At 71.4% G+C, this 22,267-nt stretch carries 26 protein-coding genes; 22 read left to right on the forward strand and 4 right to left on the reverse strand.

The window, feature by feature from the left end:
* Positions 1-27: 27 nt before the first annotated feature.
* From K8Z49_RS33530 to K8Z49_RS33565, 8 genes are all read left to right on the forward strand, one after another.
* On the forward strand, positions 28-1,182 hold the full coding sequence (locus K8Z49_RS33530; RefSeq protein WP_412516088.1) for an LCP family protein: 1,155 nt from the start codon (positions 28-30) through the stop codon (positions 1,180-1,182).
* 60 nt (positions 1,183-1,242) lie between these two features.
* Positions 1,243-2,163, forward strand: a complete 921-nt coding sequence (locus K8Z49_RS33535; protein WP_024935734.1) for a proline dehydrogenase family protein — start codon at positions 1,243-1,245, stop codon at positions 2,161-2,163.
* An 88-nt stretch (positions 2,164-2,251) separates the two neighbouring features.
* Positions 2,252-3,046 (forward strand): pyrroline-5-carboxylate reductase, encoded by a 795-nt coding sequence (gene proC / locus K8Z49_RS33540; RefSeq protein ID WP_021591703.1) that lies wholly within the window; start codon positions 2,252-2,254, stop codon positions 3,044-3,046.
* 145 nt (positions 3,047-3,191) lie between these two features.
* Complete coding sequence (locus K8Z49_RS33545) at positions 3,192-3,629, forward strand: hypothetical protein (protein WP_021591702.1); 438 nt, start codon at positions 3,192-3,194, stop codon at positions 3,627-3,629.
* Between the two features lie 97 nt (positions 3,630-3,726).
* Positions 3,727-5,082, forward strand: a complete 1,356-nt coding sequence (locus tag K8Z49_RS33550) for an efflux RND transporter periplasmic adaptor subunit (RefSeq protein WP_412516089.1) — start codon at positions 3,727-3,729, stop codon at positions 5,080-5,082.
* Positions 5,079-5,765 (forward strand): ABC transporter ATP-binding protein, encoded by a 687-nt coding sequence (locus K8Z49_RS33555; protein ID WP_412516090.1) that lies wholly within the window; start codon positions 5,079-5,081, stop codon positions 5,763-5,765. The genes K8Z49_RS33550 and K8Z49_RS33555 overlap by 4 nt, the downstream gene beginning before the upstream one ends.
* Entirely contained in the window at positions 5,762-6,949 is a 1,188-nt protein-coding gene (locus K8Z49_RS33560; protein ID WP_075021056.1) for an ABC transporter permease, read from the forward strand. Before K8Z49_RS33555 ends, K8Z49_RS33560 begins: the two co-directional genes overlap by 4 nt.
* A gap of 114 nt (positions 6,950-7,063) precedes the next feature.
* Complete coding sequence (locus K8Z49_RS33565; RefSeq protein WP_021591697.1) at positions 7,064-7,219, forward strand: hypothetical protein; 156 nt, start codon at positions 7,064-7,066, stop codon at positions 7,217-7,219.
* Here the strand turns inward: K8Z49_RS33565 and K8Z49_RS33570 are convergent.
* On the reverse strand, positions 7,216-8,193 hold the full coding sequence (locus tag K8Z49_RS33570) for an alpha/beta hydrolase (protein WP_021591696.1): 978 nt from the start codon (positions 8,191-8,193) through the stop codon (positions 7,216-7,218). The genes K8Z49_RS33565 and K8Z49_RS33570 overlap by 4 nt on opposite strands.
* A gap of 155 nt (positions 8,194-8,348) precedes the next feature.
* Here K8Z49_RS33570 and K8Z49_RS33575 point away from each other — a divergent pair, with 155 nt between their 5' ends.
* The 10 genes from K8Z49_RS33575 (at position 8,349) to K8Z49_RS33620 (ending at position 17,672) form a co-directional block, all read left to right on the forward strand.
* Positions 8,349-9,563 carry an acetoin utilization protein AcuC gene (locus K8Z49_RS33575; protein WP_412516091.1) on the forward strand — a complete coding sequence of 405 codons (1,215 nt, stop codon included), beginning with the start codon at positions 8,349-8,351 and terminating at the stop codon, positions 9,561-9,563.
* Positions 9,564-9,570: 7 nt separating this feature from the next.
* Positions 9,571-10,416: a phosphatase gene (locus tag K8Z49_RS33580; protein WP_075021053.1), complete on the forward strand. Its 846-nt coding sequence runs from the start codon at positions 9,571-9,573 to the stop codon at positions 10,414-10,416.
* 352 nt (positions 10,417-10,768) lie between these two features.
* Positions 10,769-10,972 carry a helix-turn-helix domain-containing protein gene (locus K8Z49_RS33585; protein WP_021591693.1) on the forward strand — a complete coding sequence of 68 codons (204 nt, stop codon included), beginning with the start codon at positions 10,769-10,771 and terminating at the stop codon, positions 10,970-10,972.
* A gap of 425 nt (positions 10,973-11,397) precedes the next feature.
* The gene (locus K8Z49_RS33590) at positions 11,398-11,496 is read left to right on the forward strand and encodes a 30S ribosomal protein bS22 (protein ID WP_018654693.1); all 99 of its coding nucleotides are present in this window, start codon (positions 11,398-11,400) and stop codon (positions 11,494-11,496) included.
* A 47-nt stretch (positions 11,497-11,543) separates the two neighbouring features.
* Positions 11,544-12,545 (forward strand): NAD-dependent epimerase/dehydratase family protein, encoded by a 1,002-nt coding sequence (locus K8Z49_RS33595; protein ID WP_021591692.1) that lies wholly within the window; start codon positions 11,544-11,546, stop codon positions 12,543-12,545.
* 13 nt (positions 12,546-12,558) lie between these two features.
* Positions 12,559-13,488 (forward strand): lysophospholipid acyltransferase family protein, encoded by a 930-nt coding sequence (locus K8Z49_RS33600; protein ID WP_177287688.1) that lies wholly within the window; start codon positions 12,559-12,561, stop codon positions 13,486-13,488.
* Positions 13,489-13,579: 91 nt separating this feature from the next.
* Positions 13,580-14,362, forward strand: coding sequence for a hypothetical protein (locus K8Z49_RS33605; RefSeq protein ID WP_412516092.1), 783 nt, complete (start codon positions 13,580-13,582; stop codon positions 14,360-14,362).
* Positions 14,363-14,648: 286 nt separating this feature from the next.
* On the forward strand, positions 14,649-15,395 hold the full coding sequence (locus K8Z49_RS33610; RefSeq protein WP_021591689.1) for an SDR family oxidoreductase: 747 nt from the start codon (positions 14,649-14,651) through the stop codon (positions 15,393-15,395).
* A gap of 25 nt (positions 15,396-15,420) precedes the next feature.
* Positions 15,421-16,377: a sigma-70 family RNA polymerase sigma factor gene (locus K8Z49_RS33615; protein WP_244938771.1), complete on the forward strand. Its 957-nt coding sequence runs from the start codon at positions 15,421-15,423 to the stop codon at positions 16,375-16,377.
* Between the two features lie 56 nt (positions 16,378-16,433).
* Positions 16,434-17,672 carry an MFS transporter gene (locus K8Z49_RS33620; RefSeq protein ID WP_412516093.1) on the forward strand — a complete coding sequence of 413 codons (1,239 nt, stop codon included), beginning with the start codon at positions 16,434-16,436 and terminating at the stop codon, positions 17,670-17,672.
* Between the two features lie 10 nt (positions 17,673-17,682).
* Here the strand turns inward: K8Z49_RS33620 and K8Z49_RS33625 are convergent, their stop codons facing one another.
* A complete protein-coding gene (locus K8Z49_RS33625; protein WP_111832458.1) occupies positions 17,683-18,225 on the reverse strand; it encodes a hypothetical protein in 543 nt (180 codons plus the stop codon).
* Positions 18,226-18,354: 129 nt separating this feature from the next.
* Here K8Z49_RS33625 and K8Z49_RS33630 point away from each other — a divergent pair, with 129 nt between their 5' ends.
* Complete coding sequence (locus K8Z49_RS33630; protein WP_075021047.1) at positions 18,355-19,515, forward strand: cytochrome P450; 1,161 nt, start codon at positions 18,355-18,357, stop codon at positions 19,513-19,515.
* A gap of 8 nt (positions 19,516-19,523) precedes the next feature.
* On the opposite strand, the gene K8Z49_RS33635 is transcribed toward K8Z49_RS33630, so the two are convergent.
* Positions 19,524-20,321, reverse strand: coding sequence for an SDR family NAD(P)-dependent oxidoreductase (locus K8Z49_RS33635; RefSeq protein WP_412516094.1), 798 nt, complete (start codon positions 20,319-20,321; stop codon positions 19,524-19,526).
* A 36-nt stretch (positions 20,322-20,357) separates the two neighbouring features.
* Between K8Z49_RS33635 and K8Z49_RS33640 the strand changes: the two genes are divergently transcribed.
* The gene (locus K8Z49_RS33640) at positions 20,358-20,795 is read left to right on the forward strand and encodes a MerR family transcriptional regulator (protein WP_021591683.1); all 438 of its coding nucleotides are present in this window, start codon (positions 20,358-20,360) and stop codon (positions 20,793-20,795) included.
* Positions 20,796-21,254: 459 nt separating this feature from the next.
* Positions 21,255-21,428 carry a hypothetical protein gene (locus K8Z49_RS33645; protein WP_412516095.1) on the forward strand — a complete coding sequence of 58 codons (174 nt, stop codon included), beginning with the start codon at positions 21,255-21,257 and terminating at the stop codon, positions 21,426-21,428.
* A gap of 74 nt (positions 21,429-21,502) precedes the next feature.
* Here the strand turns inward: K8Z49_RS33645 and K8Z49_RS33650 are convergent, their stop codons facing one another.
* A complete protein-coding gene (locus K8Z49_RS33650; protein WP_412516096.1) occupies positions 21,503-21,640 on the reverse strand; it encodes a hypothetical protein in 138 nt (45 codons plus the stop codon).
* A 155-nt stretch (positions 21,641-21,795) separates the two neighbouring features.
* Between K8Z49_RS33650 and K8Z49_RS33655 the strand changes: the two genes are divergently transcribed.
* Complete coding sequence (locus K8Z49_RS33655) at positions 21,796-22,242, forward strand: hypothetical protein (RefSeq protein WP_412516097.1); 447 nt, start codon at positions 21,796-21,798, stop codon at positions 22,240-22,242.
* Positions 22,243-22,267: the final 25 nt, after the last annotated feature.

The following is a 22,267-nucleotide window of genomic DNA, read 5'->3' on the forward strand; positions in this document are numbered from 1 at the left end:
GGTCGTTCAGGCTGGTAGCTTCGCGCCATGACCTCCCCTGATCTTTCCGGTTCGCAGGCGTCGGAGCGGCCCGAGGCGGCTCCGGGGGCACAGGCCACCGAGGCACCGCCCGCCCCGGGGAGCGATGCCGAGAACGCCTTCTGGGGCGGCGGGGACGGGACGGAGACCGCGCGCAAGCGGCGGTGGCCGCGGATCCTCATCGCGGTGGGCGTGTTCCTGGCGCTGATCGTGGCGGGGCTCGGCGGCCTGGTGTGGCAGCGGCAGTCGTCCTACAACGGCAACATCGACCGGATCAAGGGCGTGATGCCCGACGACGGGTCGAAGCGGCCGGGGCCGAACGTCGCCGGCACCGAGAACTGGCTGCTGGTCGGGTCGGACTCGCGGGCGGAGGCCACCACCGGCGAGGGGAACCAGGTCTGGAAGCCGGGGCAGCAGCGCACCGACACGATCATGCTGCTGCACCTGCCGGCGGACCGGAAGAAGGCCTACATCATCTCGTTCCCGCGGGACTCGTGGGTGGAGATCCCCGGCTACGGCCGGCAGAAGATCAACGCGGCGTTCTCGTTCGGCGGGCCGAAGCTGCTGATCGAGACGATGGAGAGCCTCACCGGGATCCGAGTCGACCACTTCGGCGCCATCGACTTCGAGGGGTTCAAGTCGATGACGGACGCGCTCGGCGGCGTCACCGTCAACATCAAGCAGAGCGTCTACGACCCGGCGCGCAAGAAGCAGTGGGAGGCGGGCCGGCAGAAGCTCGACGGCGAGGAGGCGCTGCTGTTCGTCCGGCAGCGCTACAACCTGCCGAACGGCGACTTCGACCGGATCAAGCGGCAGCAGGCGTTCCTCGGCGCGCTCGCCAAGCAGGCCGCCGACCGCGGGACGCTCACCAACCCGCTCAAGCTCGACCGGTTCCTGTCCGCGCTCACCAAGTCGATCAGCGTGGACGAGGGCGTGTCGGCGGGCGACCTGCGCTCGCTGGCGCTGAGCATGCGCAGCGTCCGCGCGTCGGACGTCATGTTCATGACACTGCCGAACAAGGGCACGGGAATGCGCGCCAAGCAGAGCGTGGTGTTCCTGGACGGGACGAAGGCGAAGGCGCTGTTCGACGCCGTCAAGAGCGCGCGGATGGCCGAGTACGTCAAGCAGCACGGCGCGGGGAACAGCCTCGGCACGGTGTCGTGATCGCCGGGCCGTCCCGGGCTTAACCTGGGACGGTACGCGCACGGACAAGGGGTTCGCACAGTGCTTCGTCAGGCGTTGCTCGCCGCGTCGCGCAGTGACGGCGCGCGCCGGGTCGTGGAGACCGCGCCGTTCACCGCCGACGTCGTCCGCCGGTTCGTCGCCGGGGAGACGATCGAGGACGCGCTGCGCGTCACGGAGGATCTGAGCGGCGAAGGGCTGCTCGTCACCCTGGACGTCCTGGGGGAGGACACCCACGACAAGGGCCGCGCGGAGGCGAACGCCACGCATTACGTCGAGCTTCTGGAACGGCTGGGTGACGCCGGGCTCGGCACGCGCGCCGAGGTGTCGATGAAGCTCTCCGCGGTGGGGCAGACGCTCGACGAAGACCTCGCCTTGGAGAACGCCCGCCGGGTCTGCGAGGCCGCTCGTTCGTCCAGTACGACGGTCACCCTCGACATGGAGGAGCACACGACCGTCGATGCGACGCTGGGGATCGTCCAAGACCTGCGGAGGGACTTCCCGGACGTGGGTGCGGTCGTCCAGGCCTACCTGCGCCGCGCTGAGGAACACTGCACGGAACTGGCCTACGAGGGTTCGCGTGTGCGGCTGTGCAAGGGCGCGTATGCGGCACCGGCGGCGGTCGCCTTCACCGACAAGGAAGAGGTCGACAGGTCGTACGTGCGCTGCATGAAGGTCTTGATGGCCGGCAAGGGCTATCCGATGCTCGCGACGCACGACCCGCGGCTCATCGAGATCGCGGGCGCGCTGTCCGACCTGCACGAGCGCGACGCCTCCACGTTCGAGTACCAGATGCTCTACGGGATCCGTCCGCAGGAGCAGCGCAGGCTGGCCGCGCAGGGCGCGCAGGTCCGCGTCTACGTCGCCTACGGCCGCGAGTGGTACCAGTACTTCATGCGCCGGCTCGCCGAGCGGCCCGCCAACCTGCGCTTCTTCATGCGCTCCCTCGCCGGACGGTCCTGACCAGGCGTTCCTCCGAGGGCGTGCCTCGAAGCGGTCCGGCCCGGGACTAGGCTGGGCGCGTCGCTGAGATGAGATCCGAGGGTGGCCGATGATCGCGATTCTGGGTGCCGGGAAGATGGGCGAGGCGCTGCTGTCCGGGGTGCTCCGGGCCGGCCGCCGCCCGTCCGAGCTGGTGGCGACCGCGCGCCGGGAGGAGCGCGGGGCGCTGCTGCGCGAGCGGTACGGCATCGAGATCCTGCCGAACGCGGAGGCCGCCGCGAAGGCCGGGACGCTGGTCCTCGCGGTGAAGCCGCAGGACATGGGCGTCCTGCTGGACGAGGTCGGCCCGCACGTCCCGCCGGGACGGCTGGTGATCTCGATGGCGGCCGGGATCACGACCGGGTTCGTCGAGGCGCGGCTGCCGGAGGGCGTGCCCGTCGTCCGCGTCATGTCGAACACGCCCGTGCACGTGGACGAGGCGATGAGCGTCATCTCGGCCGGGTCGCACGCCGGCGAGGAGCACCTGAAGCTGGCGGAGGAGCTGCTGTCGCCCGTCGGCAAGGTGCTGCGCATCCCCGAGTCGCTGCAGGACGGCGCGACGGCCCTGTCCGGCAGCGGGCCCGCGTACTTCTACTACCTCGTCGAGGCCATGGTGGACGCGGGCATCCTGCTCGGCATGCCGCGCGCCGCCGCGCTGGAGATGGTGATCCAGTCGGCCGTGGGCGCCGCGGTCATGCTCCGCGACTCCGGCGAGCACCCGGTGCTGCTGCGCGAGGCCGTCACGTCCCCCGGCGGGACGACGATCTCGGCGATCCGGGAGCTGGAGCGGCACGGGGTCCGCGCCGCCGTCCTGGAGGCGATCGAGGCCGCCCGGAACCGGGGGCGGGAGCTCGCGGGCGGTTGATCCGCGTCCGGGCGCGGAGAACCGGGTGAAGAGCCGGGCGGAGAACCGGGCGCGGAGAACCGGGCGGAGAACCGGGCGCGGAGAACCGGCGAAAGTTCATCTTTGAACATTGATCCGCCCCCGGGGTCCCGTTCGTGTTAGAGATATGGGACTCATACTCCGCCTGATCGTCGCCGCCGGGCTGGCGGCCGACGCGATCGTGCACTGGAAGTTCGCGCCCGACATGGCCTTCGTCCAGGGCGGGTCCATCGACGGGGACCTGCTCTTCCGCATCCAGGCCGCGGTGGCCGGCGTGGTCGCCGTCATCATCCTCACCTACGCGACCCGCTGGTCCTACGCGCTGGCGTTCCTCGTCGCGGCGAGCGCGGTCGGCGCCCTCGTCCTGTACTACTACGTCGACATGGGCGCGCTCGGCCCGCTGCCGGACATGTACGAGCCCGTCTGGTACATGGAGAAGACGGTCAGCCTCGCCGGTGAGGGCGGCGCCGCCCTGGCCGCGCTGGTCGGGTTCTTCACCGTGAAACGCGGCCGGCGCCGCGAGGACGACGAGGTCTACGAACGCGAGCCCGCCGGCAGCTTCTGAAGCGAGCCCCATAGCTCCCACACGCACGACTGGCCTCATCGGGCCGATTCATGCGCGATCGTGCCGATCCGTCCGATGATCGTCTTACCATGCCCCCGTGGCGTCCCGGCGTTATGTCCCCGTGCTCGCGGCCGGCGCGCTGCTCGCGGGCGTCCTCAGCGCCTGCACCGGCGGTGGCGGGGACGGCGGGATCCGGCTCGGCAGGGTCGAGCGCGCCGACGTGTCCGAGGTCGTGGAGGCGCCCGCGACCGTGTCGGCCCGCGCCACGGCCGTGCTCCGCTCGCCCGCCGAGGGGACGATCGCGCGGCTGTACGTCGCGGACGGCGACCCGGTGGACGAGGGCGACGTCCTCGCCAAGATCAGCTCGCCGGGCGCGCGGGAGCAGCTCGCCCAGGCCCTCGAAGCCGACCGGTCGGCCTCGGCCGGGGGCGGCGTCCCCGAAGCCCTCGACCTGTCGGAGTTCCAGCGCAGGACGGACCGGACCGCCCGGGACGGGTTCGCCGCCGCCCGCAAGATCGCCCTCCGGATCCCGGACCTGAAGGAGCGCGCGCTCGTCCTCGCCGGGATCACCAGGGCGGAGGGCCAGTACCGGACGGCGTCGGCCGCGGCCCGCACCGCGGTGGCGCGGCTCAACGCCGGGCTGGGCAGCGTGGGCGCGACGATCTCGTCCATCACGGCGGCGCAGCGGGTGCAGACGCGGGCGGCGGTGCGGACCGCCCGGCGCACGGTGGACGCCCTGACGATCAAGGCGCCCTTCGACGGGATCGCCGGGCTCGGCGGCCCCGCGGGCGGCGCGCCCGGCCTCGGCGACGTCCTCGACCGGCTCCCGCAGGGCGCGCGGTCGCAGGCGGGCGGCCTCACCGGGCTGGGGAACCTCGGCGGCGGCGCCGCCAAGGACGCGTCCGCCATCGCGGCCGGCGCGCCCGTTTCCGGCGGCGACGCCGTCATCACGGTCACGGACGTCTCCACGCTCGCGCTCACCGCCGACGTGGACGAGACGGACGTCCTCCAGGTCGCCAAGGGCGTGGAGGCCGAGGCCGAGTTCGACGCCGTCGAGGGCGGCACCTACGAGGCCGAGGTGACCGGGGTCGGCGTCACGCCCAAAGAGTCCAGCGGCGGCGGCGTCACCTACAAGGTCACCCTGGCGCTCGGGCGTGGAGCCCTCGCGGGCGGCGGGACGGCCCCGCGGCCGAAGCCGGGCATGAGCGCCGTGGTGAACCTGAAGGTGCGGGACGTCCGGAACGTCCTGTCGGTGCCGTCGTCCGCCATCGTCACCAGCGGGCGCGAATCGGTCGTCTGGGCGGTGTCGGACGGGAGGGCCCAGCGACGCGTGGTCGGCTTGGGCGCGGAGGGGGACGCGACCGTCCAGATAACGCGCGGCCTCCGCGAAGGGGAGAGCATCGTGGTCCGCGGTGCCGACTCCGTCAAGCAGGGCCAGGAACTCGGCCGGTGAGCGAGGCGGCGCTGGAGGCGGTGGACGTCACCCGCACGTACCGCATGGAAGGCGTCGACGTCACCGCCCTGCACGGGGTGAGCCTGCGGATAGACGAGGGCGAGTTCGTCGCCATCCTCGGACCGTCCGGCTCAGGGAAGTCGACGCTGATGCACCTGCTCGGCTGCCTGGACCGCCCGACGACCGGAACGCTGCGCATCTCCGGGAGGGACGCCTCCCGCCTCTCGGACGGCGAACTCGCCGAACTGCGCAACGCCCGCGTGGGTTTCGTCTTCCAGTCGTTCCACCTCCTGGCCCGCACGAGCGCGCTCGACAACGTGGCGCTTCCGCTGGTCTACCGGGGCGTGCCGCGGAGCGAGCGGCGCCACCGCGCCACCGCGGCCCTCGCCACCGTCGGCCTCGACCACCGGCTCGGGCACCGCCCCGGCCAGCTGTCCGGCGGCGAGCAGCAGCGCGTCGCGATCGCCCGCGCCCTCGTCGGAGACCCGGGCGTCGTCCTGGCGGACGAGCCGACCGGCAACCTCGACACCCGCACCGGCCACGACGTCATGGACCTGCTCGACCGGCTCAACTCCGAGCGCGGCGTCGCCGTCGTCCTCGTCACCCACGAGCCGGACATCGCCGAGCGGGCGCGCCGCCAGGTCCACATCCGCGACGGCCGCATCGAGCGCGACGTCCGATGAGGCCGGTGGAGTCGTTCCGGATCGCGGCGGACGCGCTGCGCGTCAACCGGCTCCGCAGCGTCCTGACCATGTTCGGGGTCGTCGTCGGCGTCGCCGCGGTCGTCGTGCTGGTCGCGATCGGCAGCGGCGCCCGCGACCTCGTGCGGACCGAGATCGAGGGCCTCGGCTCCAACATCATCTTCGTCGCGCCCGGCGAGCTGAGCTTCGGCTCGGCGCCCACGATCAGCCGGATGCGGCTCGACGACGTCGGCTACCTCGGCCGCGTCACCGGCGACGAGAACGCCATCGCGGTCGCCCTCAACTCCGGCGAGACGGTCCGGGCCGGCCACGAGGAGATGTTCGCCAGCATCGTCGGGACGAACGACCACTACGGCAACGTCTTCGACCGGCCGCTGCGCCGCGGCCGATACCTGAGCCGCACCGACGTGGAGACGCGCCGCCGCGTCGTCGTCCTCGGGTCCGACCTCGCCCGTCGGCTGTTCGGCGACGTCGACCCGGTCGGGCGGCAGGTCTCGATCGCGGGCGGCACCCGGTTCCGCGTCGTCGGCGTCCTCGCGGAGATCGGCTCGACGTTCGGGCAGACCCGCGACTCCGAGGCGCACCTGCCGATCACCACGGCGCAGCGGCTCTTCGGCGTGGACCGGGTCGACTTCATCGCCGTCCGCGCGCCCAGCAAGGACGCCGTCCCGCGCCTCCAGCGCGAGATCGTGGACGCGCTGGAGACCCGGTACCGGGGCGAGCGGTTCTCCGCGATCACGCAGACGCAGCTGCTCGGCACGATCGGCACCGTCCTCGGCGCGCTCACCGGCGTGCTGGCCGCCATCGCCGCGATCTCGCTGCTCGTCGGCGGGGTGGGGGTCTCCAACATCATGCTCGTCGGGGTCCGGGAGCGGACGCGGGAGATCGGCCTGCGCAAGGCCCTCGGCGCCCGGCAGCGCGACATCCTCGCCCAGTTCCTCGTGGAGGCGGTCCTGCTGACGACCCTCGGCGGCCTCGCCGGCATCGCCCTCGGCATCGGGGCCGCCGTGACGATCTCCGCGGTGTCGCCGGTGCCGGCCGCGATCACCTGGTGGTCCCCGGTGGTCGCGTTCGCGGTGTCCGCGGCCGTCGGGGTGTTCTTCGGCGTCGTCCCGGCCCGCCGCGCCGGCCGCCTCGACCCGGTGACCGCCCTGCGCGCCGAATGACCCGGGACGCGGCCTTCGTCCGGCCCGGCCGATGGAAAGGATCATGAAATGCCCGGCGGTCCGGGCCCGGTCGGCCTATCATTTAGTTGATCTTGAGATACCGGGGGGTGGGGGATGGAAGAGCGGCGCGCACGTCCGGACGACCTGCCCTTCCCCGCGTCCGCCCTGCACCGCACGCTGATCAAGCTGCGCGTCCCCCGGTTCATGGCCGACCACGCCGCGGCCCTCCTCGCCGCGAACCTGCGGAAGCGCGACACCCGCGGACGCTAGGCCGCGGCCGTGTTCCCCGGGGACGCGGTGGAGGTCACGTGCCCGACGAAGCGGGCGGCGGAGCGCATCGCGTCGCCCGCCTCCGGCAGGACGCGGTTGAGGATCTGGAAGACGTGCATCTGCCCGTTCCAGATCTCCAGTTCGCAGTCGGCCCCCGCGCTCTGCAGGGCCTCCGCGAACGCCTCGGCCTCGGTGCGCAGGACCTCGGCGCCGCCGACCTGGATGAGGACGGGCGGGATGCCGTCCCAGGCGCAGGAGAGCAGGGCCAGCCGCGGGTCGTCGAATCCGGCCGGCCCCACGACGAGACGCGCGACACGGCGCGCCGACGCGGCGCTGATGTACGGGTCGTGCGCGCGGGCCTGCGCCTGGATGGACAGCTCGCAGGTGAGGTCCACCCAGGGGGAGAACAGGAGCAGGCCGGCCGGTTTCGGCAGGCCCAGCCGGCAGATCTCGCCGGCCAGCACGGCGGCGAGGTGCCCGCCGGCCGAGTCGCCCGCGAGCACGATGCCGGCCGCCGGGACGCCGCGGGCAAGCAGCCACCGGTAGGCGGCGAGGGCGTCCTCCAGCGGGGCGGGGAACTGGTGCTCGGGCGCGAGCCGGTACCGGGCGGCGACGACGGGCAGGCCCGTGTCGAGCGCGAGCCGCGACGTGATCGGACGGTGCGTGCGCGGCGAGCAGGCGACGTAGCCGCCGCCGTGCAGGTAGAGGACGGCGCCCCGCACGTCGTCCTCGGCGACGTCCCGGGAGATCACCCACTCGCCCCTGACCGGGCGGTCAGCGGCCTCCTCGGGCGGCGGCTCGTCCAGCGAGTCGAACCGGACACGGGAGCCGTGCCGCATCAGCAGCGCCGCGACGTCCACGGTCGAGCGCGCGGTGCGGATGCTGCCGGGGCCGGGGAGGTAGTTCAGGAACGGACGAACGCCCAGGCGAAGCGCGTTGCTTATCGCGCGGCTGCGCACGCTCGGCCCGTCCATTTACCCCCCTATAGGAGATTTCTGCCTGATATCGGTATGCCCGTTTCCGGCGTGTAATTCACGTCACAGGCGTGTTGCGGGAACCGGGTCCGGTAAAGGGGCGGTGCGGGTTGTGTGTGGGCCAGGTCACGTGACCCGCGCGATACCGTGAGGTCATGAGCAGTGCCGATCCGTCCCCGCCCCCCGGCCCGGAGAACTGCGGGCTCCACGTCTTCTGGGACGAGCGGCTCATCTCCTACGACTTCGGTTCCGGGCATCCCCTGAACCCCGTCCGGGTCGAGCTGACGATGGCGCTGGCCCGGGAGCTCGGCGTCCTCGACCGCCCGAACGTGACGGTCTCCGGGTTCGCGTCCGCCGACGACAAGCTGCTCAGGCTCGTCCACGAGGAGCCCTACATCGCCGCCGTCAAGCACGCCGGCGCCACCGGGCTGCCCGACCCGCGGTACGGCCTCGGCACCGCCGACAACCCGGTCTTCCTCGGCATGCACGAGGCGTCCGCCCTGGTCACCGGCGCCTCGGTCGCCGCCGCCGAGGCGGTCTGGACGGGACGCTCCGAGCATGCCGCGAACATCGCCGGCGGCCTGCACCACGCGCTGAGCGGCGCCGCCAGCGGGTTCTGCGTCTACAACGACCCGGCCATCGCCATCGCGTGGCTGCTGGAGAACGGCGCCGAGCGCGTCGCCTACGTCGACGTCGACGTCCACCACGGCGACGGCGTCCAGGAGGCCTTCTACAACGACCCCCGCGTCCTGACGATCAGCCTGCACGAGTCGCCGCGGACGCTGTTCCCGGGAACCGGCTTCCCCGACGAGACGGGCGCGGACGGCACCTCCGTCAACATCTCGCTGCCGCCCGGCTGCGGCGACCGGCACTGGCTGCGGGCGTTCGACGCGATCATCCCGCCGCTGCTGCGCCGGTTCCGCCCGGAGGTGCTCGTCACCCAGCAGGGCGCCGACGGCCACGCGCTCGACCCGCTCGCGCACCTGACGCTCAGCGTCGACGGGCAGCGCACGGCCTACGCGTGGCTGCACCGGCTCGCCCACGAGACCGCCGGCGGCCGCTGGATGCTCACCGGGGGCGGCGGCTACGAGCTGGTCCAGGTCGTCCCGCGGGCGTGGACGCACCTGCTGGCCGAGGCCGCGGGCGAGCCGATCTCCCCGCGGACCGCGACCCCGGAGGACTGGCGCGAGTTCGTCCGGCTCCGGACGGAGGAGGTCGCCCCGCGCAGGATGACGGACGGAACCGACGTGGTGGAGGTCAGCAGGTGGGGCGACGGCTACGACCCGGGGAACCCGGTCGACCAGGCGGTGCTGGCGACGCGGCGGGCGGTGTTCCCCGAGCACGGCCTCGACCCGATGACGGACGAGTGAGCCGCCGATGAGGTCCGCGCCCACCCGGGACGAGCTGCGCGCCCACCTCGTCCGGACGATGATCGCCGGCGACGTGGCCACGCCGCGCCAGAACAACCTGCTGCACTACCGGCGGATGGCCGCCGGCAACCCCTACTACCAGCTCGGCCTGGAGCTGAAGCCGTCGTGGACGGAGCAGACCGTGCTGGAGATGATGGTCGAGCGCTGCGGCGTCGACCCCGATCCCCACCACCTGTACGGCGACGACACCATCGACCCCGACATCACGCTCGACATGCTGGAGGCGATGGGCGACCGCATCGGCCTCGCCGCCCGCCGCCGGGAGAACGTGGTCGTCGCGACCGGCCATCCGGCCACGCTGACGCCGCTGTACCAGGCGGTCGCGCGGGAGCTGATCGAGGCGGGCTGCCGGATCCTGACGCCCGCGGCCGGCTGGACGTACGAGATCGAGACCGGCTACGGCGGCTCGGACCTGCGCCGCATCGTCTACGCCGACCCCGGCGTCGCGATGCTGGAGGGGAGCGACCTCCGGACGCACCACACGCACGACCCGCACCCGATGGAGGCCATGCTCCGGGAGCTCGCTGATATCGGTTCTGAGGACGACACGGAAGCTAAACCCGATATCTGGCCGGATCTGGCCATCGCCGATCACGGCTGGGCCGGCGCCGCCGGCCAGGCGGGCATCGACACCGTCGGGTTCGCGGACTGTAACGACCCGGCGCTGTTCGCCGGCGCCGCCGAGGGCAAGATCGACGTCGTCGTCCCGCTCGACGACGGCGTCTCCGCGCACCACTACGAGCCGCTGACCGCCTACATCCTTGATCGCGCACGCCGGAGCGCCGTCGGCTGACCCCCGGGCGCGCCCCGATCCGGCCGGCTCCGGCGCCGTGCGCCCTGTCACTCCGTGTGACAGGGCGGCCGTAACGGGGCGCATGGGCTTGCCGGGAGCCTGCGGGTACTGCGGAACCGCAGGTCAACAGGGGGTTCCGGTTGACAAGCGTTCGTCGTGCCACGCGTTGTCCCGTCAGGTCCACGCTGTGTAGAGCATCAGGACTGTATCCACCCGGTCAGGTCGGATACAGAAATGTGCGGAACTCCCCTCTTGCGACTGCCGATACGCGATTTACGCTGGAGGAAGTACACGTGCGTGATCAAAGTCACCCGAAGGGCCGGTGCGCGGCACGTGTGGAAGAGGGCGTCCGATGACCTCAGGCGAGCGACCTCTGAGCGAGGTCAGGTTCCTGACCGTCGCCGAAGTGGCGGCGGTGATGCGGGTGTCCAAGATGACCGTCTACCGTCTCGTCCACTCGGGCGAGCTTCCCGCGATCCGCGTGGGACGCTCGTTCCGGGTTCCCGAGCAGGCCGTTCACGATTACCTGCGCGACGCGTACATCGAAGCCGGATAACGGGTAGGGGCGGGGCATGACCTCGCCGCGAACTCCATACCCGGCCGTGCAGGGGGCGTCGGGCGGGTCCCGAGGGACCGGCCCGAAGCTGGGGAAGCAGGACGAGGACCGGCAGAACGGTCCGGACACCGAGCGGACGGGCGATGGCCGGCGGCCACGCCCGCCCGGACGGAACGGTGCCCGGCGCCGTGCGAGTCGCGGTGCCGGCCGCCGTCCGTACCGCTGTGCCCACGGCTGTCTCCACGGCTGCGTCCACGGCTGCGTCTGCGGCCGTGCCCATGACCGCGGGGCAGGCCGCGGCATGATCTCCACCGGTGGAGCGGTAGTCTTGGTCGGCGGACCGTGCGCGCTTCTCCAAGAGCCATCATGCTCGCCTGCGGCACGCCCGTCTCCTGCACATCACCCGATACGCCGAGCGAGGTCCCGTGGGCTCTGTCATCAAGAAGCGTCGCAAGAGGATGGCCAAGAAGAAGCACCGCAAGCTTCTGAAGAAGACGCGCATCCAGCGCCGCAACAAGAAGTGATCACGCCGGCCGTTCAGCCGTAAGGGGTGGGGCGCACAGTGTCCTCCATGCCCGCCGCCGCGGCCCGTGTCGTCCTCGTCACGGGCGTCTCCCGTTTCCTGGGGGCGCGGGTCGCGAACGCCCTGCAGGCCGACCCGGGCATCGAGCGCGTCATCGGGGTCGACACGGTACCGCCCGTCGAGTCCCTCGGCCGCACCGAGTTCGTCCGGGTGGACATCCGCACGCCCGGCATCGCGAAGATCATCGCGTCGGCGGCGGTGGACACGGTGGTGCACCTCAACCTCGTGACCTCCTCGTCCGTCCCGCGGGCCAAGGTCAAAGAGCTCAACGTCATCGGGACGATGCAGCTGCTCGCGGCCTGCCAGCGCTCGCCCGACATGCGCAAGCTCGTCGTCCGGTCCTCGGCCGCCGTCTACGGCTCCTCGCCGATGGACCCGGCCGTCTTCACCGAGCGGGACGAGCCCGTCGAGCCGCCGAGGAACGGCTACGCCAAGGACGCCGTCGAGGTCGAGGGCTACGTCCGCGGCCTGATGCGGCGCCGCTCCGACCTCGCCGTCTCGGTGCTGCGGTTCGCGAACTTCCTCGGGCCGGGGGTCGACTCCCCGCTCACCCGGTACCTGCACCTGCCGGTCGTCCCGACGGTGCTGGGCTTCGACCCGCGGCTCCAGTTCGTCCACGAGGACGACGGCGTCGAGGTGCTGCGCCGCATGACGACCGAGGACCACCCCGGCTGCTTCAACGTCGCCGGGGACGGCGTGCTGCTCCTCTCCCAGGCGCTCCGCCGCGCCGGGCGGCCGTACCTGCCCGTGCCGTCCCCGTCGATCTCGGTGCTCGGCGACATGGGACGCCGCTTCGCGGGCCTGTCCGGTTTCTCCCCGGAGCTGCTGCGCTGGCTGACGTACGGGCGGGTCATCGACACCACCGCGCTGGAGAACGAGCTGTCGTGGCGTCCCAAGTACAGCTCCGAGGCGGCCTTCGCCGACTTCGCCGCCGCCCAGGGCCTCGGCCACGGGCACGGCCGGCTGGCCGGACTGCTGGGACGCACCTGAGAGGGGAGCCGGCATGATGAACGCCCACCAGGCAGAGGACGAGGAGGGCGCGCAGGTCATCCGGCTCGCCTCCGTCCGCCAGGACTCCGCCGGCGAGGACCCGCCCGAGCGAAGCCCGCTGGAGCGCGGCATCGCCTCCGGCCTGGCGTTCCTGCGCCGCCGGCTGTCCGGCGAGTACGAGGTCGACGAGTTCGGCTTCGACCCCGAGTTCAACGCCGCGGTCGTCCTGCCGCTCGCCCGCGCCCTCTACGAGCACTGGTTCCGCGTCGAGCTCGACGGCGTCGACAACATCCCCGAGGGCGGCGCGCTGCTCGTCGCGAACCACTCCGGCACCATCCCGATCGACGCGCTCATGCTGTCGGTCGCGCTGCACGACCACGCCGACCGGCAGGTCCGCCTGCTCGGCGCCGACCTCGTCTACCAGATCCCGCTGCTCGGGCACCTGTCCCGCAAGGCCGGGCACACGCTCGCCTGCCACTCCGACGCGGCGCGGCTGCTCGCCAAGGGCGAGCTGGTCGGCGTCTTCCCGGAGGGCTTCAAGGGCGTCGGCAAGTCGTTCGCCGACCGCTACAAGCTGCAGCGCTTCGGCCGCGGCGGCTTCGTCGGCACCGCCCTGCGCGCCGGGGTGCCGATCGTCCCGTGCGCCATCGTCGGCGCCGAGGAGATCTACCCCAAGATCGCCGACCTGCGCCCGCTGGCCCGCCTCCTCGGCCTCCCGTACTTCCCGATCACCCCGACGTTCCCGCTGCTCGGCCCCGCCGGGCTCGTCCCGCTCCCGTCCAAGTGGGTGATCCGGTTCGGCGAGCCGATGACGCTGGACGAGTACGACGCGGACACCGCCGACGACCCCATGACGGTCTTCAACATCACCGACCACGTCCGCGAGAACATCCAGCAGATGCTCTACGAGACGCTCCTCCGCCGCGGCCCCGCCTTCCTCTGACCGCCCGGGACGGCGGCCCCGCCGTCCCGGAACCCGCCTTCCGCCGCTCGCGTCAGAGACCCGGACGCGAAGCGGCATGCGAGGAGAGGCGATGCTTGGGATCCGACCACGTGCGGCCATGGGGGTTCTCGTCGTCTGCCTGGGCGGCACGATCGCGGGATGCGGCGGTACGTCCGAGCCGGTCGCGGAGACGCCGACCGCGACACCGACGACACCGGAGGCCCCGTACACGATGTCAGGCCACAACGGACAGATACGCGTCGTGGAGCGCGGCTTATCCATGATCGAAAAGGAGGGTGACTTCCCGAGGCTTTCCTACGGCGTCATCCTCGAGAACCTGAACACTCGCGCGGTCGCTTTTCCGCTGCTCACCCTGGACTTCATCGACGCCCAGGGACGGTCGGTGACCGAAGGAGTCGACCGCACGTTGACGGACGTGAGGATCCTTCCCGGCAGCCGGTACGGCGTGGGCGGCACGATTCCGTTCGTCCGTCCCGGGAAGGTGGTCGACATCGAGGTCGAGATCAGCGAGTCCGTCTGGACGACCGAGCGTTCACAAGGCCGGTTCACCGCACTCCGAGCGAGCGACGTGCGAACGCAACGGGACTTCCCCTCCGAACCGCAGGCGACGCTGAGATTCACCGTCGAGTCGGGGTTCACCAAGCCGCTGCCGAGCATGAAGGTGTGGGGCATCTTCCGCGACGCCTCCGGCCGGATCATCGGCGGCGTCGACGACCTCGGGCAGATCGAGAGCTTCCGGGACGTTCCGCCGGGCCGCGCGCCGTTCCAGCTCATCGCCGAGGACGGGCTGCCCGCGGGCACCGTCGACGAACGCACGGAGATCTACGTCAACCCCGCCGTGTACCCCTTCTGACCCGGGGCGGGTGGTCCGGCCCGGCGCGGTGCGCTCGCCCACGCCACCGAGGAGGCGCACGCCGGCGAGGGCCCGTCTCGCCGCCTCCGTTCTTGGCATTCCGGGGACCCTCGTCCTCATGGCCGTCCTGCTGCTCCGCCCTCTCGCCACATCCCTCACCCGCTTCCTGAAGGCTGAGTGGAAGGTGGTCAGGCTGTGACGCACATCACTTAGGTGGCGGCGACGGATTTCGCGGCGGCGGCCGGTCTTGATGCGGACTGAACCGACAACCGATTCGGAGTGTCCGATGTCCGATCTTTTCCAGACCGCCGTCGTCACCGGAGCCGGCCGCGGCTTCGGGCGTGCGATCGCCGCCGCGCTCGTCGCCGCCGGTACCGGCGTCGTCGGCATCGCCCGCGACGAGCACGACCTGCGGCTGGTGCGCGACGACCTCGGCGAAGGCTTCACGCCCCTCGCCGCCGACGCCGCCGGCGAAGCGCTCGCGGAGAACGTGATCCGCGAGCACCGTCCCGGCCTGCTCGTCCTCAACGCGGGCGCCGCGCCGCACATGGCGCCCGTCCATGAGCAGACGTGGGAGACCTTCAGCCGCAACTGGCATACCGACACCCGGCACGTCTTCGCCTGGACCCGGGCGGCGCTGCTGGCACCGCTGGCCCCGGGCAGCGTGGTCATCGGCATGTCGAGCGGGGCCGCCCTCGGCGGGTCGCCGCTGAGCGGCGGGTACGCGAGCGCGAAGGCCGCCATCCGGTTCATCCGGAACTACGCGGCGGACGAGACGAAGCGGGCCGGTTCGGACATCCGGTTCGTCACCCTGTTCCCGCAGCTGACCCCGGCCACGGACATGGGCCGTCTCGCCGTCGCCGGCTATGCCGCGCGCCAGAGCGTCACCCCCGAGGCGTTCACCGAAGGCATGCAGCCGCTCCTCACGCCCGACCAGGTGGCGAAGGCCGTGGTCGACATCGCCGGCGACCCCGGCAGCGCGTCGGAATACCTGGTCGGCGGCGCCGGAGCGCGCCCCGTCGGCCGATCCTAGAGTGGACGCCACACCGGGAGGGGCCGTGGACGCCGAATTCGCCGCGCTGGCCGAGCCGTTCCGGCCGGAACTGCTCGCGCACTGCTACCGCATCCTCGGCTCGATCCACGACGCCGAGGACCTGGTGCAGGAGACCTACCTGCGAGCGTGGCGCGCGTACGACCGGTTCGAGGGCCGCTCGTCGGTGCGGCGCTGGCTCTACAAGATCGCCACCAGGGCGTGCCTGACCGCGCTGGAGACGCGGTCCCGCCGCCCGCTTCCCTCGGGACTCGGCGCCCCCTCGGACGACCACCGCGTCGCCGTCGCGCCCCGCGAGCCGTCGGTGGCCTGGCTCCAGCCGGCCCCCGACGCGCTCCTCGGCACCGGCGACCCGGCGGCGATCGTGAGCGGACGCAGCGGCGTGCGGCTCGCCTTCATCGCCGCGCTGCAACTCCTGCCCGCCAGGCAGCGGGCCGTGCTGACGCTGCGCGACGTCCTGGCGTTCCGCACGGCCGAGGTCGCCGAGATGCTGGACACGACGACCGCGGCGGTCGACAGCGCGCTCCGGCGCGCCCGGTCCCGCCTCGCCGAGGCCGGTCCGGTCGAGGACGACCTGGCCGAACCGGACGAGGCGGTCCGGCGAGCGCTGCTCGACGACTACGTCGACGCGTTCACCCGCGCCGACTCCGCCGCGCTGGTGGACCTGCTGCGGGCCGACGTCGAACTGGAGATGCCGCCCATCCCGACCTGGTTCACCGGACGGGACGCCGTCATCGGCTTCCTGGCCGGTCGCGTGCTCCGCAGGGACCGGTTCCGGCTGGTGCCCGCCGGAGCCAACGGCCAGCCCGCCGTCGTGGTCTACGAGCGCGCGAGGGACGGACGGTACGAGGCGCACGGCGTCGAGGTCCTGACCCTGCTGGGCGACCGGGTCGCCCGCATCACGGCGTTCAACGACCCGAGCCTGGTGCCGACGTTCGGCCTGGCACCCGCGCTCGCGTCCTGAACCCATCCTGGCGATCCGGCCTCGCCGGGTTCCACCCACAGACAAGGAACGTGCACATGAGCACCCCCCACCCGACGCTGAGCCGGCGCGGAACCACCCTGGCCCTGGCGACGCTGTTCCTCGGCATGTTCGTGACGGGCAGCGCCGAAATGATCGTGGTCGGCGTGCTGAACCTGATCGCCACCGACCTCCGGGTCTCCATCCCGGCGGCGGGGGCGCTGGTGACCGCGAACGCCCTGGGCCTCGCCGCCGGCGGTCCGATCCTGACCGCCCTGACCATCAGGCTGGACAAGCGGCTCACGCTGATCGGCACGATCGTCCTGTTCATCCTGGCCAACCTCGTCCCGGTCCTGACCGCGAACTACGGCGTGTTCCTCGCGGCCCGCACCGCCGCGGGCGCCTTGCAGGGCCTGTTCATCGCCGTCGCGTTCGCCGTCGCGATGGCGGTGGCCCCGCCGGAACGCATGGGACGCGCGATCTCCGTGGTCGTCTCCGGCGTCGCGGTCTCGGCCGCGCTGGGCGTCCCGCTCGGCACGCTGGCCGGCCAGGCGCTCGGCTGGCGCGGCTCGTTCACGGCCATCGTCGCGGTCAGCGTGCTCGCACTGGTCGCGACCCTGGCGCTGATCCCGCCGGTGCCGAGCACGGGCGGCGGCGCGGGCGGCCAGGCCAGGTACGCCTTCGCACCCCGGGTGCTGGCCGTCCTCGGCGTGACCTTCCTGATGTTCACGGGCCTGTACTCGACGCTCACCTACATCGTGCCGTTCCTGGAGGACGAGACAGGCATCTCCGGCGCGCTGATCAGCGTGTTCCTCCTGGCCTTCGGTGTGGCGACCGCCGTGGGCTCGTTCGGCGGCGGCAGGTTCGCCGACACGAACGCGGCGCGCACTCCGATCGCCGCCGCCACCGGCGCCGCGTTCTCCCTGCTGGCCCTCTACCTCGTCGGCCCGATCGCACCGCTGGTGGCGCTCGTCCTGGCGGCCTGGGGAGTGTTCTCCTTCGGCATGGTGCCCTCGCTCCAGTACCGCGTGGTGAGCCTCGCCGGCCCCGGCGGCGCGCTGGCGTCCGCCCTGCCCGCGTCCGCGGCCAACGTGGGCATCGCGTGCGGCTCGCTCGCCGGCGGGCTGGCGATCGGCGCCTTCGCCGCCCCGTCCGTCGTCCTCACCGGCCTGGCCATCACCGTGCTCACCATCCCGGCAGCCTGGGCGACCAGCCTCCTGAAGCCGCCGGCGGCCGACGAGCCGGAACCGGTAAAGGTGTCGTCAGAGCAGGAAATAGCCGCGAACCACCCGGAGTGAGCGACCGAGTTCACGGCGACGGCCGAACCGTGCAGTGCCTCGCTCGATGCCTCGCGATGTTTCGTATCTTTCGTGTCCTGCCGTTCTCGGCGAGAAATCCGAGTACCGAGGGCGCCGTGGACTCTTCGGCAATGATGCGCTGCATCCAGGCGGTGACGCTCATCAACAAGCCGGTCTCCGGCGTCCGGTCGCCTCGAATGGCCAGGTAAACCGCCCAATCGTTGATACGACGCCGCACGAACCGATCGTGGCCATCGTTCCCGAACAAAGCCAGGCCGGCCGCCCACTGCTGAAACTCATCCGCGTCGGCGGTCTCCATCGCGACCGTGTCCACGAGTTCGACAATGGCCGTCTTGGACACGGTCGCGACGGGGTCACGCAGGATCGCCGCCACGGCACGGTCGTCGAAACGGCGCCCCGAGGCGGCGATCACCGCGATGACCTTGCGATAAGCGTCCAACCGGACGTGCTCGTCCTCAGCGGCCTCGCCAATGTCCACGTCGACGATTCCCGCGTCAGCCAGCAGTGCCGCCAAATCTGAGCGCAGCGTCATTAGCGTCACTCCCCGCCCGACAACCCGGCGTCCCACCGACCTTGACTGCCCGGCTACCTGGCCGCCGCTCCAGGGACGGCCCGCGTGTGATCATAGATGGATTCGTCCCGCCACCAGGATGGAGGCGCCATGAACGCGCCGCACGTATTCTTCGACCCGTTCGCTGGGGCAAGGGCGGCCGGCGAAGCCCATTCACAGCTGGACGAACTGCGGGAGCAGCACGCGGCCTTTCGAAGCGATGCCGGACACGGATTCTGGGTCCTGACGCGCTACGACGACATCCTCGCCGCGTTACGGGATCCGGAGACCTTCTCCAGCCGGGCGATCGCCGTCATCGATCCCGACCCCGCCTACCAGTGGATTCCGGTCATGCTGGATCCGCCGCTGCACACGACCTGGCGGCGTTTGCTGCGCCCCCTGTTCTCGCCCGTGGCGGCCGCGGTGATGGAGAAACGGATAACCCAGCACTGCATCTCGCTGATCGACGGCCTCGCGAGCCGGGGCTCCTGCGACTTCGTCGCCGATTTCGCCCGCCTCTACCCAACGACCGTCTTCCTGGAGTTGCTCGGCCTGCCCACCGAACGGCTGGAGGAATTCCTGGCGTGGGAGTACGCCATCCTGCATCCACCACCCTCCGGTACAGGACGGGTCGAGGCCATGGGCGCGTTGACGAACTGCTTCACCGAGCTCATCCAGGACCGCCGGGCCCAACCGCGCGAGGACCTGGTCAGCGCCGCGACCACCTTCGCCGTCGACGGACGCCCGGTCACCGACGACGAGCTCCTGCAACTGTGCATCCTGCTCTTCCTCGCCGGACTGGACACCGTCGCCGCCCAGCTGTCCTTCACCTTCTGGCATCTGGCCCGCCACGACTCCGACCGGGCCAGGCTCGTCGCCGAGCCGGACGTCATCCCGGACGCGATCGAGGAGTTCCTCCGCGTCCACACCCTCGTCCTCCCCGCGCGCAAACTCACCCGCGACATCGACATGCACGGCTGCCCGATGAAGGCCGGGGACATGGTCATGCTCCCGCTCGCCATGGCCGCCCGTGACCCGCGCACGGTGTCCGCCCCGTCCACCGTCGACATCGACCGGCCCCCGACCCGCCACCTGGCCTTCGGTGCCGGCCCCCACCGCTGCCTCGGCGCCCACCTCGCCCGCCTCGAACTCCAGATAGCCCTGCGCGAATGGCACGCTCGAATCCCCGACTACCGCATCACGCCGGACGAACAACCCGTCGAGCACGCAAGCCTCGTCCTAGGCCTGGACACCCTCCCCCTGACCTGGTGACCGGACGCTCAGACCGTCTTGAGCATCCCGCCATCGATCACCAGATCGGAGCCGCTCATGTTGGGCACGCGGCCAGAGGCGAGGAACACCACGAGCGCCGCGACCTCCTGCGGGTCGGTGAACCTCCCGGTCGACAGGCCCACGACCGCCGGAAGCCGGTCGGCGAAGTCCTCCCGCGCGACACCCGCGCGCTGGGCGAGCAGATCGCCCGGCCCGCCCGGGGACGTCCACACGTCCGTCCAGACCGGGCCGGGCGAAATGGTGTTCACCCGCAGCCCGCGCCCACCGAACTCCTCGGCCAGCGCCCTGCCGAGGTTCGCCAGCGCCGCCTTGGCCGCCGACTGGGCGACCAACCGCGGCTGTGGCAGCCGCGCGTTGACCGAACCGATGTTGACCACCGCGCCGCGGCGGTCCAGCAGACTCGGCAGCGCCGCACGCGTCGCGCGCACGGCCGCCATCAACGTGAGATCGAACGTATGCCGCCAGGCGTCGTCGTCGAGTTCGAGGAACCCACCGGCAGGCGTCGAGGTGCCCGCCACATTGTTGACCAGCAGATCGACACCGCCGTGCCGCTCGACCGCGAACCGCACGAGCCGCGCAGGCCCGCCGGCCGTGGCCAGATCGACCTTGACCGCATCCGGTGTCGCGTCCCGCAGTGCGTCGCTAACCGTACGACTCCCGGCGACGACCGCGAACCCGTCTTCGACCAGTGCCCGCACCGCCGCCAGCCCGATCCCACGCCCTGCCCCGGTCACCACGGCGACGCGCACCGCGCTCTCTTCAGCCGCCCTGTACTGAATCTCCACCCGGCAAGCATTCAGGTTGAACTATGGTTCAAGTCAATGAGCGAGCTGTCGATCTCCGAACTACGGGCCCGCACCGGACTGGCCTCATCGGCCCTGCGGTTCTACGAGCGCAAAGGCCTGCTCCACGCCACCAGGCGCGCGGGCGGCAAACGCATCTACGACGAGGACGCCGTCGAACAGGTCGCGCTCATCGACCTGCTCAAACGCGCCGGCTTCAGTCTCTCGGAAATCGCGGCCCTCGTCGGCCCGACCGGCCGCACCGCCCCCGACTGGCGAGACGCGGCCTCGGCGAAACTGCGCGAACTAGACGACCGCATCCACCAGATCCAGCAGGCGCAGAAAGCACTGCGCCACGCCCTCGACTGCGAGCACGACCGCCTAGACGACTGCCCCGTCCACCACCGCATCCTGCAAGCCCACGCCAAAGCCCTAGCCACAGCCGCAAGAGCCACCAGTCCCACCCCCAACCGCTAGACCCCATCCCATTAGGTGGCGGTAGCCCGCCGTCCTGCAACGCTGGCTGCACTCCCGCGGCATCACACCGCAGCCAAGCGGGCGGCACCCTGCCCGCCCAGCGAGACCGACGTCCGTGGCTATCAAGCAGACCCGGCGCCGTCGAGCCCGGGCCGAACGGACTCGCACGCTCACCCCGGTGCTGCAGCGACTCGTCGAGGCGGCTGACCGACGGGCTCGGCGGACCCGGTCGTGCCCCCGCATGATCGGTGAGCTGTTCGCCGCCGAACGGCCGCTACCGGTCGAGGCGTGCGAGACGGCACTTCTCGCTTCGGGTCGACCGGCGCAGCCAGATCAGCGTGCACACCCGGCAGACAACCCAAAAGCACATCGCCGCAGCGTTGCGGACCCGCGCGCTCACCGCCGACGCGGTCGCACCGGAGGCTCGCAAGGCCCGCCGAGACCACCACCCGCGACCAGGTGACCTACCGCGGGTTCCGGGCCGAGCCGCTCGTGGCCGAGCCGACGACCGCCGCTCCGAACGCCGCCGCTCCCCGCCAGGACACGCTGAGCGACTTCGAAGCCAACCCCGACATCGACCCCGCCACCATCCACACTCTGATGGGTGAAGAAGGGGCGAACGAGTATGCCTGATCGGCGCCTCGGGCACCGGCAATCTCACCTGCTCATCGCGCTAGGCACCGAAGCCGCCACGGTCGGAGACCGGATCAATACACCCTGGCCGCCAAGCTGGTGACGAGCTGGTCGAGGCCGCCGTCAACAAGCAGCTCAACAAGACCATCGCCCGTTACGGCCGCGTCGACCTGCTCTGCATCGATGAGCTGGGATACACGGAGCTCGACCACCCCCCGCGCCGACCTGCTGTTCCAGGTTCTGAGCGCGAGGAGAAGAGCAGCTGGCCATCGCCTCCAACGAAGCTTTCAGCAAAGCGCACATGTTCCCGGGCAGCGCAGAGTCTATGCTGGGGAGACCAGTGTAGATGGACTATCTGATGAGGTAGATGATGACCCCGCCGGTCGATCAGGAGTTTGTTCAAGTGGCAGTACCCGCCCGCCACGTCATGGCCGTCTACCGGCTGCTCACCGAGCTTGAGCAGCAGCCTGGCGCCGACATCGAGCCCGCCGGAACGAATGACGCTCCTGCGGCATGGGACGCCAACAAGCTGACCAGACTGGCCAGCACCGAACTGAGCAATACCGACACGGTCAGTCGCATTCTCGACATCCTCTGCCAGGAGCCCGGCAAACAGTACGACATGCAGGACCTGGTGGAGGCCCTGCCGATGGAGTACCACACGCTGCGCGGGAACCTGGCCGCCTTCACTCGCCACCTGAAAAAGCACTACGACAGCGCTGCCTGGCCGATGCAGGTCGATTGGCGCGGTGACGAGGCGCTCTATAGCCTCTCTCCCGAGACGGCTGCCCTCTGGAGTTCCATCCGCGGCTGACCAGTGAACTCCGATGCCCCGAAGA

Origin of the sequence: Actinomadura madurae, from assembly GCF_047130825.1 — a bacterium.
Classification (GTDB): domain Bacteria; phylum Actinomycetota; class Actinomycetes; order Streptosporangiales; family Streptosporangiaceae; genus Spirillospora; species Spirillospora madurae.